This window comes from Olivibacter domesticus, from assembly GCF_900109575.1.
GTDB lineage: Bacteria > Bacteroidota > Bacteroidia > Sphingobacteriales > Sphingobacteriaceae > Olivibacter > Olivibacter domesticus.
The window spans coordinates 86,446-104,697 of the sequence record NZ_FOAF01000001.1 but is presented as its reverse complement, the minus strand read 5'-3'; the positions used below and the strand labels follow the sequence as shown (position 1 = coordinate 104,697).

Annotated in this window: 11 protein-coding genes; 5 read left to right on the top strand and 6 right to left on the bottom strand. The window is 42.1% G+C overall.

The annotated features are described in order from the left end of the window. Nucleotides 1-52: 52 nt before the first annotated feature. Both BMY50_RS00360 and gap read left to right on the top strand, forming a co-directional pair. Nucleotides 53-1,078 (top strand): GlxA family transcriptional regulator, encoded by a 1,026-nt coding sequence (locus tag BMY50_RS00360; protein WP_093316435.1) that lies wholly within the window; start codon nt 53-55, stop codon nt 1,076-1,078. 17 nt (nt 1,079-1,095) lie between these two features. Then, on the top strand, nt 1,096-2,073 hold the full coding sequence (gap, locus tag BMY50_RS00355) for a type I glyceraldehyde-3-phosphate dehydrogenase (RefSeq protein WP_093316431.1): 978 nt from the start codon (nt 1,096-1,098) through the stop codon (nt 2,071-2,073). 110 nt (nt 2,074-2,183) lie between these two features. On the opposite strand, the gene BMY50_RS00350 is transcribed toward gap, so the two are convergent. Continuing rightward, nucleotides 2,184-4,973, bottom strand: coding sequence for a glycoside hydrolase family 2 protein (locus tag BMY50_RS00350; protein ID WP_238383627.1), 2,790 nt, complete (start codon nt 4,971-4,973; stop codon nt 2,184-2,186). A gap of 218 nt (nt 4,974-5,191) precedes the next feature. On the opposite strand from BMY50_RS00350, the gene BMY50_RS00345 reads away from it, so the two are divergent. From BMY50_RS00345 to BMY50_RS00335, 3 genes are read left to right on the top strand one after another with little or no spacing between them, the layout of a single operon-like run. Further along, nucleotides 5,192-5,947, top strand: coding sequence for a helix-turn-helix domain-containing protein (locus tag BMY50_RS00345; protein ID WP_093316422.1), 756 nt, complete (start codon nt 5,192-5,194; stop codon nt 5,945-5,947). 28 nt (nt 5,948-5,975) lie between these two features. Continuing rightward, nucleotides 5,976-7,136, top strand: a complete 1,161-nt coding sequence (locus BMY50_RS00340) for an FAD-dependent oxidoreductase (protein WP_093316417.1) — start codon at nt 5,976-5,978, stop codon at nt 7,134-7,136. A 54-nt stretch (nt 7,137-7,190) separates the two neighbouring features. Beyond that, nucleotides 7,191-8,324: a glycoside hydrolase family 43 protein gene (locus BMY50_RS00335; protein WP_093316412.1), complete on the top strand. Its 1,134-nt coding sequence runs from the start codon at nt 7,191-7,193 to the stop codon at nt 8,322-8,324. A gap of 100 nt (nt 8,325-8,424) precedes the next feature. Here the strand turns inward: BMY50_RS00335 and BMY50_RS00330 are convergent, their stop codons facing one another. Genes BMY50_RS00330 through BMY50_RS00310 form a run of 5 tightly spaced genes read right to left on the bottom strand, consistent with a single transcriptional unit; the run spans nt 8,425 to nt 18,226 of the window. Further along, nucleotides 8,425-10,014, bottom strand: a complete 1,590-nt coding sequence (locus BMY50_RS00330; protein WP_093316407.1) for a hypothetical protein — start codon at nt 10,012-10,014, stop codon at nt 8,425-8,427. Next, entirely contained in the window at nt 10,014-12,755 is a 2,742-nt protein-coding gene (locus tag BMY50_RS00325) for a hypothetical protein (RefSeq protein WP_093316402.1), read from the bottom strand. Before BMY50_RS00325 ends, BMY50_RS00330 begins: the two co-directional genes overlap by 1 nt. A 48-nt stretch (nt 12,756-12,803) precedes the next feature. Continuing rightward, nucleotides 12,804-14,738, bottom strand: coding sequence for a glycoside hydrolase family 127 protein (locus tag BMY50_RS00320; protein ID WP_093316399.1), 1,935 nt, complete (start codon nt 14,736-14,738; stop codon nt 12,804-12,806). Between the two features lie 39 nt (nt 14,739-14,777). Further along, nucleotides 14,778-16,226 (bottom strand): glycosyl hydrolase family 28 protein, encoded by a 1,449-nt coding sequence (locus BMY50_RS00315; RefSeq protein ID WP_139202154.1) that lies wholly within the window; start codon nt 16,224-16,226, stop codon nt 14,778-14,780. Beyond that, on the bottom strand, nt 16,223-18,226 hold the full coding sequence (locus BMY50_RS00310) for a glycoside hydrolase family 97 protein (protein WP_093316395.1): 2,004 nt from the start codon (nt 18,224-18,226) through the stop codon (nt 16,223-16,225). Before BMY50_RS00310 ends, BMY50_RS00315 begins: the two co-directional genes overlap by 4 nt. Between the last annotated feature and the right edge of the window lie 26 nt (nt 18,227-18,252).

Sequence of the window (18,252 nt, the reverse complement as noted above, 5' to 3'; positions counted from 1 at the left end):
TTGTATAATTTATGTCCTTTGAGACGCGTCGAAAAGCAGCTATATTTGACAGATGAATACGAACGAAAAAAAGAGAGTAGTTATCGTTGTTATGACAGGCAATATGCTACTGGATTTTGCCGGTCCTTCGGATGTATTTACGAATGCTAACAATTGCCTGCAGGCTGTTAGTGCTGCTAAAGGTTATGAAGTTTTAATTGCAACACCGACAACCGACCGAACGCTCAGGACTGAGACAGGTGTTGAAATCCGTTGTCCATATCATGCAATGGAAATTGCCTTACCAATCGATACGCTCATCATCGCCGGCAATGATTTTCGCGAAGCGGCCACTGTTGCATTGGAAGATTTTTACCATTGGCTTGGGCAGATCAATGCGGTGAATACACGGCGCATCGCATCTATTTGCGGAGGTGCATTTGCTTTGGCTAAGGCAGGTTTACTTGAAGGGAAAAGGGCTACTACCCACTGGGATTTAAGCGAAAAATTGAAAAAGGAATACCCTTCCGTTCAGGTTAATGCTAATCATTTTTTTACGAATGATGGAAATGTTTACACTTCAGCAGGCGTTTCCTCTGGTATCGATTTGTCGCTCGCAATGATAGAAGAGGATTTCGGAAAGGATATTGCCATACGGGTAGCCAGAAAACTGGTTTTTTACTTGAGTCGTCCTGGCTTCCAGGCTCAATTTGGCAATCTGCTGCCGGTTTATGAAGATGAAAATATCGCCGGTAAAACACAAAGCTGGCTCCGCGATCATTTGCATGAATCGCTGGAAGTAGGACGGATCGCTGGTAAGATGAATATGAGCACGCGCAACTTTACACGGGTGTTTCATCGGGAAACAGGGATGCCTCCGGCCAAGTTTGTTGAAAAACTGAGAGTGGAGGCTGCCCGGAAATTTCTCGAAGATACAGATATACCGCTGGAAAGAATTGCGGAACAATGTGGTATGGGTAATCTGGTTTCTATGCGACGTATTTTTCTGAGGCATCTGTCTGTTACGCCATCTAATTACCGCCATACTTTCCGAACGGCTTTAAAAGATGCTGGTATGGAAGATCTATTGATAAACTAAATAAAAAAATTATTCGAATGAAAATTGCAATTAATGGGTTCGGCCGCATTGGTCGGATGACGCTGCGTGCCTTACAACACCAGTCTGGAGTAGAAGTTGTAGCTATCAATGACCTGACGGATATTGATACGCTTGCACATTTGTTTAAATATGATACCGCTCATGGCCGGTTCTCCGGCGAGGTTAGCACCGAGGGTGATATCCTGATTGCCAACGGCAAACGCATCACGATGCTCCAAGAAAAGGACCCCGCTAAATTACCTTGGGCGTCCATGCAGATAGATGCCGTTATCGAATCGACAGGGCGTTTTACGGATAAAAGTACCGCATTTGCACATATCAATGCCGGTGCGAAAAAGGTATTGATTACAGCACCCGCCACCGGTGGCGTAAAAACGATTGTTCATGGTGTCAACAATGAACTTATTGGAGATGATCAGATTTATTCGACTGCATCCTGCACCACCGGTAGTATTGCGCCTATTCTGTATGTTCTCGATAAAGAATACGGTGTTGAATCAGGGTACATGGTTACTGTTCATGCCTTTACAGCAGATCAGAACCTGCAAGACGCACCGCATAAAGATCTACGTCGTGCCCGTGCTGCGGCCTATTCGATCATACCGACAACAACTGGCGCCGCAAAAGCCATTGGTAACGTGTTGCCTAACCTTCTAGGCAAGATGGATGGATATTCATACCGCGTGCCCGTGATCGATGGATCAATCGTTGATCTGTCTATTAACCTTCGAAAGGAGGTGACCGTGGCAGAGGTCAATGCTATATTGAAACGCTATGCTGAAACGTCACTAAAAGGTGTGCTGGAATATACGGAAGAACAGTTCGTATCTTCGGATATTCTGGGTAACACACATTCTTCGATCGTAGATGGTGGGATGACGAAAACTATTGGTAAACTAGTGAAGATTGTTGCCTGGTATGACAACGAAGTGGGCATTTCCAATCGAATCGCTGAATTAATTTCGCTGATCTGATTTTATCGGGCAAGCTCTTTTGGTACATCAGTTTTAGCTTCCAGCTTTTCAAATGAGGGTGATCATGGCTGATGATACACCCTCTCTTCCGGTAGATGACACAAAAAACATCAATCAAAATCAAACCACAATACAATTGGATCATTTTCATCCCCATTGTGCCCAACATTTTTGATATTGGCAGACGAAGGCCCCATGGACTCAGCAGAATGAAATTTTGTTCCTATTGCCGGTATTTTATATAGAAACGATAAATCTCCAGCAGGAAATGCTACTTTAAGATTATTATTTGCGTCGGGAGCATTTTCTGGTGTGAAAAGTCTAAAAAACAGATTGGGTGTCTCGGTATAGACTTTAAAACTGCCCTGCGAAACAACCAACTCATAGGCGTATAGGTTAGCATGATATCCCTTAAACTCAGGGTACGCTAACTTACCAACGCTGTTGTATCCCGTAATTGTGTTGTTATAATTCTTTTCCCACACCCCAAACTTAGGCCCTCTAAGACGGTTTTGCCATACGCGGTAGGGGCCGTCTCCTACCCATCTAATGGATTTCACATTTTCTTCAGGAAAAGAGAAATTAATACCTAAATAATCTGCAGTGTCCGTTTTGGAACCTGGTGCGGAAGTTTCTAATTTAAGTTGCCCATTGCGGAACAATGTCCAGGTAACCGCGTTGGGATAGGTTTCATATGCCAACCGGATGACTTGATTGCCCTGTTGATCTACTTCTTGCTTAACCTCCTTAAGTTTATTTCCGTCCGTTATTAGTGGTCCTCCAAGTGCATATTCATGGTTTCCTTTAACTACCTTATCGAGCATGAAAGAATTTTTACGAAAATATACCGCTGTCTCGTTTGCTTTGTAAACCAAATATTCTCCCAAGCTGTCTTTTGCGATGGAGGCTGGATCTTCTTCGGTGGGCGCTGTTAATTTTTTGTTACTAAAGTTGTTCGCTGAGTGAATTGGCCAGGTCCAGTTATTTATCTTATGGCCAGAAGGATCTGTTACCGACAGCGCTAACCAATCTGCCTTGGCAAAATCTTGCGGTAAGGCAAGGGTTATGCGGCTACTCTCTCCAGGTAAGGTATTGGCCAAAGATTGCTTTCCGGAGGACAGCGTAACTGCCTTCCAATTACTGATTCCTTTTAATTCCCATTCAATTTTACAGTTTTCAAGATTGGTATATAAGTAGTGGTTTTCAATGATGAGTTGTCCATTGTATTTTTCGTTCACTACCATTGGTTTGATTTGAACCGGAGACCAGATATCTTTTATGGTGAAGTAACTACCTTCTTTTTCTCTATATGGGCCAACAATACCGTCGGGCGCATTGGTTCCATCAGCGTCTAAACTATCTGCGCGATCTGTGCGGACAACTGCTTCATCTACCAATGCCCATAAGAACCCGCCTGCTGCTCGAGGATTATGCATATAATCCGTCCAGAAATCGTCTAGGTTTGCTCCATGGCCACCATCATACAAACCGTGTATCATTTCAGTGGGCATAAAGATATTATTTCCATTGGAGAGCCTATTTATACCCGCTTTGTAGGTAGGATAGTGAAAAGCATCGACACCGTTCTTGTTGAGCCATGGGTAAATAACGGGGCGCTTTTGAATATCCCAATGATGAAACCATTTTTCATTGGCGAAGTTCCATCCCCCTTCATTTCCATGATCCCATATAACTACCGAAGGATGGTTTTCATCTCTCAGAACGGTTTCCTTGATCAGTTTAGGCCCTACAATGGTATCATAGCTTGCTTGCCAGCCTGTTACCTCATCCAATACAAAAAGGCCTAAAGAATCGCAAAGTGTCAGGAATCGCTCATCGGGAGGATAATGGCTCATCCTAACGGCATTCATGTTCATATCTTTCATTAAGCTAATGTCTTCTAAATGGTTGGCTTCGGAGAGCGCTCTACCCGTGTTTGGATAAAAGGAATGTCGGTTCACTCCTTTAAAAACCACTTTGGTTCCGTTGACGTAAATTCCGTCATTTTTTCTCAGTTCGACTGTTCGAAAACCTATGCGCTCCTTTTTTGTGTATATTCTTTGACCTTTTACAAGGAGGGTAAATGCAGCTTCATAAAGATTGGGATCTTCCGGATTCCAGCTTTTCACATTCGCTACATCTGCTGTTATTGAAGACGCAGTCTCGGGCAGTGGCGCAGTGAATTCTTTAACGTCTTGTCCCGTCTTTAAATCGGTAATTTTCACTTCTACTGATGCTGATTTAATGGGTTTATTTAATTGAAGAAGTGCACTGAATTTACCGGAAGCTTGTGCATCAACAGCAATGCGGGAGAAATGGTTACTTGGTAATACTTCTAGGTAAACAGGCCTATAAATACCGCCAAAGATCCAAAAATCGCTCTCTCTTTCTGCGTTATTTACAGAGGTATTTGCTGAGTGCTTGGCCACCGTAACTTCTAAGAGATTTTTTGTCCCGTATTTAAGCAAGGATGTAATATCGTACTTGAATTCATAGAATCCTCCTTGGTGCAAATCACCCGCACTTTGGCCGTTGATTTTTACTTTTGTATCGGTCATAGCGCCTGCAAAGACTATTTTAATTGTTTTCCCTTTCCAATCTTTGGGAATATCGAAACTGTGCTTATACTCGCCGATCTCCTTCCCTAGCTTTCGTTCAGGTTTTTCGTGGTCATGCCCATAGTTATAGATACCAAAACCATGTAGCTCCCAGTTAGCCGGTACGGCGAGCTTGCTCCATGTTCCTGCTTTTCTGCCATCCGAAACTTTAAAGTCCCATTCTACCGCTGAAGCGGCGTCTTTACCCGATAAGTAAACTCTTTGATAAGAAGTTGTTTGTTGACCTTTTGACGAGAGCGCCGAAAAAACGAGAAAAGCTAGAAAAAACAAATTTATTTTCATCTTCATAATTTTGTGTAGGAGGTGCTAAATATACGGATATAGCTCATTTAAAAAAGGATTAAAAGGTGATTTTTTTAACCTTACCAAGTAACCATCAAGATTTACATGTTTTTTCAAACATGTGCGTACTAATTATTATGAATACCTTTGAAATCAAATGCAGGTAAATAACGTCAAGGTTATATAGCGTTAGCGTATATTACTAATGGCCAGACAAAATGGACAATAGCTTCAACTACAAATTCATCCAACCAGACAAGTCACTTGCTGACTTTGTAGAAAGTATTGGTATGTTCCAGAATCAATCAAATGAGGCAAAGGAAGTGGTTGTATTGCCCGACGGAAGGATTGATTTGTTTTTCTGGCAAACTGCATCGCAGCCCTTTCAGGTTATACTTGTTGGATTAGAAACGGAGCCCGAACAAAGAAGTATTCCACCTCATACATGCACCTTTGTAATTAGTTTCAAACCACTTGCCGTTGAATATATTTTACGCACTCCGATCGATGACATATTAAATAGTGCGAAGGATTTTCCGAATAACTTTTGGGATTTTAATGTAGATGATTTGGAAGACTTTGATGCGTTTTATCAGAAAGCATCACAAAAAATAAAAGAACTTTTATATAAAGATCCAGATGAAAGAAAACGCAAACTTTTCGAGCTCATTTATTCATCAAACGGTGAAATGAACGTAAAAGAGCTTTCGGAAAGCGTATTTTGGAACAGCAGGCAAATCAACCGTTATTTCAATCAGCAATTCGGGCTGTCATTAAAAGCGTACTGTAAAATTTTGCGTTTCAGAGCCTCATTAGAACATATCGCACAGGGAAAACTTTTTCCTGAATTAAACTTTGCAGACCAAAACCATTTTATAAAAGAGATAAAAAAATTTTCGGGCGTTGTGCCAAAAGAATTATCTAAGAACAAAAACGACCGATTTGTACTATTATCTGTCTTGAAACAAAAATAGTTTTGCACCGTATTAAAACTTATACGGTATGTTATTAGCAAATAAATTGATCGCTATCGTTGGCGGAGGCCCTGGTGGCTTAACCTTAGCAAGGCTTTTACAGCTTAAAGGCGCAAATGTAAGGGTGTATGAACGAGATTTGGATAAGGATGCCCGCGTGCAAGGATCTACACTTGATTTACATGACGAATCGGGATTGGCGGCTATCCGCAAAGCAAATTTATTAGTCGCATTTAAAGAGAATTTTCTTCCCGGTGCAGATAAAAAATTGATAGTAAATGAACGTGCAGAAGTTTTTTTTAGCGATCACGAAACCAAAGTGGATGAGAACTTCGGTCATGAACATTTTCGTCCTGAAATAGACCGCGGTTCATTAAGAAAAATATTGTTGGAATCTTTACAGCCAGAAACGGTTGTGTGGGATAGCCATTTTATTTCAATGGAAGCGCAAAACGGAGGTTGGTTGTTACATTTCAAAAAAGGACCATCTGCTTTCGCCGATATGGTTATTGCTGCTGATGGTGCCAATTCTAAGATCCGGCCCTACATCACTGACATCAAAGCATTTTATTCGGGTGTAACCATGCTCGAAGGTAACGTTTATCATTCAAAAAAAGCGACCCCGCATATCGATGCATTGAACAATGGTGGAAAAATAATGGCTTTCGGAAATAAGAAGAATGTATTGCTCGGCCAGAAAGGCAATGGCGATCTGGGTTTTTATACAAGCTTCAAAGCAGATGAAAACTGGGCAGCAAATAGTGGCTTAAATTATGCCGATAAAACTCAATTATTGACTTGGTTTAAAAAAGAATATTCCGAATGGAGCAGCATTTGGTATGAACTGTTTGAAAATGCAACAACACCCTTTATTCCACGTCCGATATATTGTATACCACTAAATCAAACATGGAAATCCTTACCCAACGTAACTATGCTCGGCGATGCGGCACATGTAATGCCACCCTTTGCTGGAGAAGGCGCAAACATGGCTATGCTTGATGCATTGGAATTGAGTGAATCTTTAACATCTGACAAATACAGCACTTTACAGGAAGCCATTTCTTTTTATGAAACAACTATGCGTAGAAGAGCAGCAATAGCAGCACAAGAGTCACTTGAAAATGGCGAGCGGATGCACGCGGAGGATGCGTTGAATACGATGTTGGATATGTTTGGAAGGCACTAGCATTTCCATTTGTAGTTTCCTGCGTTTATATTTGTCGGCATCGAATATTAAATTATGAAACAAATAATAAAGTTTTTTGGGTCCTTCCTGCTTATATTATCCTTCAATAATGGATCGTTTGCTCAATCTGCAAACACTTATCAGAATCCGTTGCCTGTTAAATTTGGCGACCCCTACGTACTGCATGTAAAGGGCGACAAATATTACATGTACGGAACTGGCGGTGGTGCGAAAAATGGGTTTGCCGCTTATTCTTCATTAGACCTCGTTAACTGGAAAGATGAGGGTCAAGTATTTTATGCAAGTAATCAGAACGGCTGGAGTGATTCTACTGCCGCCTGGGATGGCGCCTACTGGGCACCTGAAGTATATGCACATAATGGCAAATTTTATATGTTCTACTGTGCCCAATGGAAAGAGAATCCCGGTAAGGAACTTGAGAATTTCCGCATCGGTGTAGCGGTGGCTAACAAGCCTACAGGCCCATTTATTGACCTAAGCAATAAGCCGATTTTTGATCCCGGTTATCCTATCATCGATGCGAATGTACTTTTTGATAAAAGCGGAAAAATTTACCTTTATTATTCTCGGTGTTGCTATAAGCATCCGGTGGAGAGCGAAGTGGCTACCTGGGCTAAGCAAAAGGGATGGTTTGAAAGTATAGAAGAGAGCTGGGTGTATGGTGTTGAGCTAAAGCCTGATTTCAGTGGGGTAATAGGCGAACCGGTACTGCTGTTAAGACCTCCTGTAAAAATGGATGATAAGCAGGCTGAATGGGAAAGCCGCTCCGTTACCTCAAAGGAGGTTAACCGCCGATGGACGGAAGGCTCTGCCATTTTTAAGAAAGGAAACACCTACTATATGATGTATTCTGCCAATTATTTCGGTGGTAAGAATTACGCCGTGGGATATGCCACTTCAAAAAGCCCGCTCGGCCCGTTTACCAAAGCAGCTAATAATCCTGTATTGCAAAAAAATAGTGAGCGTGGTGGCGTGGTGACCGGAACAGGGCATAATAGCGTTACTTACTCTCCAGACGGGCAGGAGATGTTCTGTGTATATCACGCGCGGACCTTGTCGACAGGTGAAGAACGGGTTGTTTTTATAGACAGGATGAGGATATTAAAAGACGGAAAGCTCGTGGTAGAAGGACCTACCACTACATCGCAGGCGGCTCCTACAAAATAGAGGAGCTACGGTCTTTGCTATATCGCCGATGAGTATATTTTTTTCATCATTTCGGATCATCAATGTTAAATATTTCCCATGGTAACAGGAGGTTGGGGAGCTAGCGTTGTATGTAAAAAGTTTGGAAAACAGGTTCGGCGGTTTTAACTTTCAGGCTTTCGGTAGCTATCCCATATTGCCAGGCTACGACCTCTACTGCTATTGGAAATTTCGTTCTCGGTGGAACTTTTGTGAAATGCAATTTACCATTCTCGATATAGGCAGGCCCACTTTTCACATAAAAGGAGACTGGCAACTGCTGGCTACTGGTAGCATGCAATGAGACAGTTTTTGCTCCGAGCGTTACATCCGTTATCGTTGTAAAATCTATCTCTTGAACATTCCCTTCTTCATTTTTCATTGGAATACGCATATTGGCCTGTTGGACAGCGTATTTATAAATATTATCGGTATCCACATGCGCCAAAAACCACAGATCGTTAGAACGTTTAGGATTATTCATGCCTATTTTATCAAATTGAATGCGAAAGGTTGTATCATTCAGTTTCATAAAAGGTCCACATATCCTATCCAAGGTGACCTCTTCACGGTCGCCACTTACATCAATCGCCTTTACATGGAAGGTTAGACCATCCGATTCGGGTATAAAATCCAAATGATAATTGGCATGCGTTTGTTGTTTTTCTACCGGCTTACCTTGCAACTGAAATCCCAGCTCCCTCACTTTTTTAAATCTAGAGCGCTGGTAGTTATTTTCGATTTTCCCGGCCATTTGTTTGTTGAATACCCACGAAGCTTTAAAGCGATCACCTTTATACAGCTCATACGCGGTAGCAGGGTATTGTGGCAAGGAATCTTTTCGCCATACATCCATCAGTACACCGCTTTCTAAGATGATGGGCTTCAAAATAAGCGACGATCGACCTACCCTTTGTTTGTAAGCCTGTTCGATATAATCACCCAAAAATGTGATCAACGATGCTGTTGCATCAAAATGCCCTCTTCCAGCGTCAGCGTAGAAGGTTAAGGGTGTTGTATTCGGGTTTTTCTTCAAATAGTTAAACCCTGGTGTCCTTCTATCTTCCCAAAACTCATATTCACCCATGATCATGACACCCGGAATCCCTGCTATATTGCGATCGCCCCAATCGATATTTGGCCGACCGGAACCTGTTAAATTAGTGGTGGGTGCGTCACCTTTCAACGAGATAATAGCGAAGGTTCTTTCTGGATTTGCCAGCGCAAAATTCCAGGGAAAAGTGGCCATCGCAGAATGTCCCATTGGAATAATGGGTACCGTTGCTAACTCGTTATATCCCGATTTGTTGCCTAAATCTAACAGTATCTGCTGCAAGATCTTATTGGCAAGTATCGGGTCTTCGTAATTAATAGATATCTGATTTGTTAGCCAGATTTCGGCAATACCCAACTTACTGAGCTTCTCACGGAAAGTTCTATTTTCCAATATACCTTCCTCCGTCATGTTATGCTGCACCAATATAAATGCATTTACCTTTTTACAGTTTTCTGGAATCCATAAAAAGGCTTCGGTATGGGGTATGGAGCTGCCATCGACATTTTTGACGGGTACAGACCACTGCCAAACGGATTGCGCAGCCGTAATATACCCACTAAATAGCATTTGTAGCACGACAAATAGCGCTAATACCTTCTTTAAATAGCTTTGCATTATTTTAGAGATAAAGTATCATAATCCTGCGCTTCGATTTTTATCCTCTTCCCATTTGGCATGGTGAGTACGACTGGCCGATCGCAAGTGAAATAGTACATACCATGCTCATAGCGCAAGGTAGCATTGCTAGGCTGATCTGCAGAAATTGTAAATCCTTTAGCCGCCAATAGTTTTCCATGCCCTAAAAACAGGGTGAAATCATTTCCTTCTTCACTAAGCACCACATAAGTTCCATTCGCCCGCATATCTCGATAAACTACATCCTCCTCTTTTACCGAGGAGAAAATATAGTCGTTCCTTCCTGATTTACTTTTCACAATCAGTCCAACAAAGTCAGGAGAAGCGTTATTCACTTCGAATGAGGTGATAGAAACTATGGACTTCCCATTTTTTTCGGTTGATGGTTCAAATATCGAAACGAAAGGATGATTCCAAGCTTCACCATGCTGTCTCGCTGCTATTGTTAGAAATGGAGAGCTTTTTAAATCATAAGGAAATCCATCGTTAGAGCGGAAGGATTTCACTTGTGGGGCTTTGATCGCGAATACTTCGCGTCCTTCGTATCCTTTCATCCAAAGGTTCATGTATACATGATTTCCATTAGGTTGTGTCATTTTCCACACCGCCTGATAATCTTTGTTCGTTTTGGCCGAACGCTTGTCCCACATGTAATCTAACGCAAAAAGATGTCCACCTGCAAAGGCCATCTCTTCGCTCGGTTCTAACCGTAAATCACGATCGGACGCATCCTTTATAAATAGATCTTGACCGAGATTATGATAGAAATAATCATGAAATTTATCACCGGTACCTTGCTTCTTGGATCGGAAAATATCTACATAATATCCAGTAGAATCGCCTGTATTCACAATACTAAGCAAGCGGTTTTGATCACTTCGGCTCTCCGGCTCTAAGAAATACACATCGGAATAAGTAACTCCTGGAAAATATCCTTCTTTTTTTCCGGATGCCGGATAGTTTGCCAATAAGTCGAACGGATGATTACTCAACATCTCAGGATAGGTTGAAATCCCATCCACCATCACCGTATTATGGGCGGGAAATTGTGAATAGTATTCCAAATAAGGTTTCTCGAAATAGCTAGACCCGATCCCTGATTCAGCACCCAGCACATAGCCTTTTCCATACAACTCCATGGCTACACCATTCGAATGCGCGTGATTGCCATACGATGCATACTGCGAAATCATTAAACCATTTTCTTTACTATCATACTTGGATCGTTGTACGAACCAGCTAACATTGGGTGCGTAGAATGTGGGGGTCACAAAGTCTTTCAAATTGGCCGGCACAATATCTTTCTTGAGTACTAATGGTTTATTTGTAAAAAAAGATTGGATAGCTATGGGCAAATTTCCCTTTCCATCTCCTATCGGCTCCGCTCCCACAAATTTCTTATACAATCCTGTAAAAAGCTCCTCATTCTTGGCGTCGGCATACTTCTGACTCAGTTTAATCATGTCGGCAATGGGAGAAGAAGCGATGTCACCGTAATAAGAGTCGCCAAAGGCTGTTGTTAATTGGTTGGGAAACAAGTACTGTGGAAGGACCGCAACTGCCTTTTTCATTACCGGTGCGTAGGGCAACAAGTTCTGATTAAAGGTATTATCGTAACGGTGGATAAATTCCATAAACAGGCTGGTCACGCTTTGCGCATAACCCGGACTTTCGTTCCAAACGCCTGTTTCCTTGTCATAGCCGTAATTCATTAACTTTGTCAACGCCCATTGTCTTGCTGATGTCTTGTTCAAAATACAATTGAGGTAATAGCTACGTCCCCTCCCATCGGTATACTCGTTATCATCTGCCAGTACCATAATGGCGGGAAGCATTAAGCTTGCTTGGTGTAAATTCCAGTTATTATGTGGAACACCATGTTTAATCGTGACATCAATCCATTTTTTAAAGGCCTGTTCATAAATTGCTAGCTTATCTTCATGCGTTGATTTAATGTATGCATATAAAAAATCATAATAGATGGCCAATTCGGGAAGTATTTTCTCTTGGATCACCTCAAAGGTACTCATCCCAACCAAGGTCTGGGCATGACCATTACCTTGGTCAATAGGCTCCTTCATATAATACATACCGGTCATATAGGTATCAAAAACCCCAAAGGCCAATTTGGCATATTTTTCTTCTCCGGTCAACCAAAAAAGAAAGGCTGCATCTCTTCCCAGTCCGATAATCTCATTATTCACACTTTCAATGCTCGAGCCCGAAACCGCTACCTGATCTACCCATTCCAAAGGGGAATCCGGTTTTGCTGTATTGAGAAAAAACACCCCTTTCGTATCGTCCATATAAGGAATGATATTTTCTAATTTAGGTCGCTTAATCGGCGAACTGATACCGCGCGTACTGCCAAACCGAATCGTTGGTACAGGTGCTTCTCCTGTGGCACGCGCATATAAACCCCCATTAATATAGACCTGATCTGCGTGGCTTTTCCAGTACATCATCAATCGAGAAAGCAACCAATCAGGTTGCTCTTTTACTTTTTTCAGGTAAGGTTCGACTCGCAAGATCAGACCTTCCTTCACCTCTTTCGCCCAATTTTCGTTCTCAATTTTCTGCTGCAATGTAGCTTTCTCTTTCGACGTCGTGAGCAAACGCGGATGCTCCTTTGACAGGTTCGCAGGAAGTGGTATTTGCTGACCGTACAGCGAATTACTAATGATTAACGTCAAAAGGCTTATAAATAATTTTATCTTCATCTTCTATTTAATCAGTCACTCGAATTATTGAACTCATTTCTATCCTGCTTATTTCAAATTCCAATACACCACATAGCGTTCATGATGAATTTGGTGAATAGGTTTCAGTATTATATTTTGTTCTTTTATAGTCTTAAATGTCAACGACTTTCCTTCCACTTGCTTTAATGAGGCGGCTAGATTTTTGCGATCGACTTGCAGAGAAGTCTTCAGACCTTGGGGTACATGGTAATCATAGGTATAGTAATCATTGTATTGCGTCGGATCAGAAAAGGGAGCCGGAGCTTTCATACCTTCCGTTCCCATCGCTCCCGCTAATACAAGCGGTCCGTACATAACAGCGGCTAGATCGGGATTATCATTTGTCGCCGCGAGATGCAATGACATCGGGTATTCCACTTCTATTTTATCACCTGTCTTCCAAATGCGATCAATCATGATATAGGAAGATGGAACCTGTTTTACTTTAACGGCCCTGCCATTGACCCTGACCTTCACGTTAGACGACCATGCCGGATAGCGTAACTGCAAAGCCCAACGCTCACCGTTACTGTGATCAATCACAAAACGAACTTTATCTTCTTCTGGAAAAGCGGTTTCTTGGCTCAGTGTAACCCCTTTTTCTTGCCAGTTCAGTGTTGAGGGAATAAATAGATTCACAAATAGATTTGCATCTTTATGGTAGTAAATTCCTTCACCATATTTCGCATGGTTCTCAAAGCCCGTTCCTACACAACACCAAAAAGAGTGCTCTGGCGTGCTATAGACTTTATGTGCGCCAGGCAACAAAGGCAAGAAATAAGCCACCATACCTGATGCTGGATCTTGTTGTCCTAAAATATGATTATATAAGGCGCGTTCATAAAAATCCGCGTATTTCGGATCCGCATCCCAGGTAAACAAGTGCCGCGTTAATTTCAGCATGTTGTTGGTATTACAGGTTTCCTGTGTATAACCCGTTAAGTTTTCCGATAATTTATCATCATGGATAAATTTTTCCTTATGGCTATTTCCGCCGGTGCAATAGCTTTGATGATCTATTACCGTTTGCCAGAAGAACTGCGCGATATTTCGCGCCCGCGGGATATTATTAAGCTCATAGTTACGCGCTTCCCCGATTACTTTGGGAATAAACGTATTTGCATGCTTCGCATATAAGTCGGCTTTTTGATCGACCAGCGGATCGATCACATCGTTATGGTAAAAGAATGTTGCCAGTTTCTTATGTTCTTCATTTCCGGTAATGGCGTACAAATTATAGAAAGCTTCGTTCACTCCGCCAAACTCATTTCGCAGCATCAACGTACGTTGCTCTTCGCTTAAAGGCATGATTTTTTGGTAAGCCCATGACGCGGCATATTTCATTACCCCCAAAGCCTGTTCATTTCCCGCATAGAGGTATTGATCGATCAAACCAGCATAAATCTTATGCAGGGTGTACCAGGGTGCCCAAACAGGTTGTCCCGCGATGTTTCTATTAATCAAATTTTCCGAAAACGCACTGATATATCCTTTTTGTCCGATCTCCGCAAGCCCTTGCTGTACCTCGGCCAATCCGGCAACCAAACTATCACCTTTCAGCTTATAGCGTTGGTCGCCCGTCGCTGCATACAAATATGAGAGTGCCGATAATATGTGTCCTGTTGTGTGCCCACGTAAATCACAATCCAACGACTCCCATCCACCGAGTTTCATCACCGTCATATAACCGCCTTCTCTACTGGAAAAAACGCCTGCTGTATTACGGAAACTCTGTAATAGCCGTGCCGCCTCTAGGTTCAATATCCATTGTGATGATCTTTCCATATTATCCCGGAATACCGATTTTTTCAATCGTACATCTTTGACGTCGAAACTATAGGCTTTTATATCCGCTTGGATAGGCAAAATCGTTTTCCCTTGATGTTGGCCGGGATAGAGCGACTGCGCCCAGAGACCTATGCTCCAAAACAAGGAACATCCTATTAAAATTCTTTTTTTCATCCGTTATATTCCATCATGCTGTCATTCTTCTTATTTATATCAGCGGATGAAGGTTACACCTTCTACATGTTCACCGACAAAGATTCGCGCCATATCGCCCGTTTTATACCATTTCGGTTTATCAGGCATATCATCGCTTATTAGCTCACCATTTATACGTAGGTTTTGGAAAACCACATTCTTTATTTTCCGCTCACTATCATAACCTGAGATCATGGAAAGCTCCTCACCGCTTCCATTATAGCTGACATCTTTAAAGATAATATTTTCAATACCCATGCCCGGCGCTTTGCAATATTTTTCATTAAAAAATATGCGTAAATTCACCAATTGACCCTGCCTAAAATCTTCTATACGGATATTCTCGAAGTGCACGTTACGGATCAGGTTATTGTCGCCCGCATTAATAGCCAAGCAACCTTGGTAGTCCAATTGAGCTTCCTTATGATCGAGAATATCGATATTTTTATAAAAAACATCTTCAATAATATCTGGCTTTTCCGCATTTCCGTGTATCCCGATAAAGATAGGATGCGCCACATCGGCCCAGAGCGTGGAATTTTCCATACGAATATTTTTGCATCCTCCTTCAAATCCCTTCCGTGTTGCGTATACTGTTGTACAATCGTCAGAATTTCGGCAAAACACTCCATCAAACAGCACATTGCTGCTAGCAAAGACATTCATACCATCTCCCCAGCCATAATAGCTCACGCTTTTCACATTGCGAATGATCACGTTATCAGATCCTCCTGTGGCACATTGCGTTGTAAATATTCCTTCCACTAGAATATTCTTTGCATTCGAAATATGGACGCCCATCTTCACCGTGTGTTCCACCATTCCGCGCCCGATGACGCTTACATTCTCCACATTATCGATCAGTAGTTGCCCTCTCAGAATCGCGTCGCCAGCAATGTATACCGTTTTATTGCTGGGTACTTTAAATACTTTACCAGGAAATTCATGGATGCCCGCATCAAAGAAAATAACATTAGGATCCTTTCGATCGGGTATGTTTTCCACAAGTGGATTCGCAAACAGCAAGAGGTTGTGGAAAATATCACCATTCACTTCAATCGAGAGATTCCGTGGTCTATCCAGTCGAAAAGTCAAGGTGTTACCCTCTACAGTTGATTCAATTCCATACGACAAAGGTCTTACCCGTGCTTTATCAATTGATTCTTTGTTAAAGGTAACCGATACTTCTACTTCCCCAGCGAAATCAAAATAAGCCATGGAAGAATTTTCGACCTTATGCTCGGCTTCACGTACTTCATCTACTTTGATCAAATGCGTAGGCACTGCTTTCCATTTTTTATCGTTCACCTGACGAACGGAGACGGTATAATCGTTGTTCAGCAATGCGCCTGATGGAGCTTTATATACAACTAGTTTCTTTGCATGATCACTTGCTTCTACTGCAATAGTTGTTAGCAAGCAAAACAGTGCAAAGAATAATTGCCGAACCCTATATTTAAATTTCATCTTAATTTAATTGCCTTTTTTATTAACGATTTATAATTTTTCTTATCGGCATTTTGAGCAAGCCTGATATGAAATGCGGCACCACCACTGGCTTTCAACAAGAGCTGTACAGGTGTAGTGGAGTCTACCAAAAAGCGATTCACCGCTACCTTGGTTTTCGTATTCACCTCATCATCGTCTGTATAACTGCTCAAGACATATTGCTTGTCTTTTTCCAAAAAGTTCAAACCCAAATCTATTTTGCGACTATCATTATTAGTAATAGCGCCAACAAACCATTCCTCCCCACTACGACGGGCCGTCACTATATACTGCCCGATCTGGCCTTGTAACACCCGCGTATCATCCCATACTGTCTTCACTTTATCAAAAAATTCAATCTCTGGTTCCCCATTATAATGCGACGGATTATCATACCAATACAAGAATTGAAGCGGACTGTAATACACCACCGATAAAGCCAGTTGATGTGCATGGGTGGTTTTGATACGGTTATTGTAATAACAGATCGTATAATCTCCTGCTCCTGCCAAGAAACGCGTATAGGGCAGGATGGTATTGTGTGTCGCATCTGGCATTTCCTCGTTGCCCCGAATACCTTCCTGTGTTAGTAGGTTGGGGTAAGTCCGACTAAATCCTGTAGGCCGGTATTCATCGTGAATATCCACGAGCAATTGATACTCTGCGGCCTTCTTCACTGCTTTATGTAACCAATCTGACCAACGATTGGACCCAATTTGCACAAAGCCAAATTTGACTCCCTTTATTCCCCATTTCTGGTACAATCCAAACAGTTCATCCAGGTTTTCAAGCAATGCCCGTTGGTTGACATATACAAAAATGCCAATACTGTTCTGTGCTGCGTAGCTGATCAATTGCTGCATATCGATATCCCTATTTTCTGCCACTCGATTGGCTTTGGAAGACACCTTCATCTCCGGTCCGTACCAGCCCGCATCCAGGTGTACATATTGTAGATGGTGGGTAGCTGCAAAGTCAATGCAGGCCTTTGCTTCTGCTGTCGACAAGCCTGAACGAATGACTTTACCAGGCTTGATCCAAGCTGTATTCTTAATCGCATTTGGGTTGTTTAAATTCAATACTATATCATTATTCTCAATCAATTCACCTGGTTCTTCCGCCGCCATAATGACCCGCCAAGAACTTGAAAAAGGACTGACGGCGTCTACATTGCCATATAAAGACGCACGCAATGTATTTACATTAGTCAACTTAAATCTCGTGCGGGCATAGTCTACCATTTGAGCTTCCAGCAGCGCGACATAAAGACCATTCTTCAATTCCAGCGTCAGCGGTCGTTCACTTTCATCTTCCCATGCTGCCAATGGTTTCAGGGCATATGGCCCCTGTGCCCAGCGTTCATAGTAGGCCTTCGTACCTTCTGCAAAAGAAAAAGAAGTCTGTTCTCCCGTAATATGCAAAAACAGTCCGTTCGCGCTTTCAGGAAAGAAATACTTGAACGCTACCCCTTCATCGTATGCCCTAACAACCAAATCCATCTCATAACTCCTACGTTTATCGTAAGCGGTACCATGCTGTCCTTCTGTATGCTCCTCCCCGGCACCAAATTTGACAAAACGCAAGATCAGTTCATTATAGTGATCTCTAATATTGCTACGTTCACCATAAAGCGGTTTCCATTCTGCCTGTATCTGATTAACTTGTTCCTCTTTGAAATCGAGATTTTCACACCATAAGGTGCTCGTGTCATTTTCAATACCTAAGGCCGACTCAAACAGTTGGTTTTCTATCAAGATCCCTAATTCAGACTCTTCCACTACGGGCTTATTCCGATAGTTAAGTGAATAGTACAACTGTTTTTTACCATTCGTTAGTTGTTTTTGATAGATCTTCATCTCATAACGCTGGTCGGGCGATTGCACTGTCCATTCTTTGATAATCGTATTTTGACCGGCAAAAGCACATACGGTATGGAGCCAAATCGCTAAAAAGAGAAAAATTTGCCCTTTACTTGACATATATAATCCGATATTTAATATGTTAT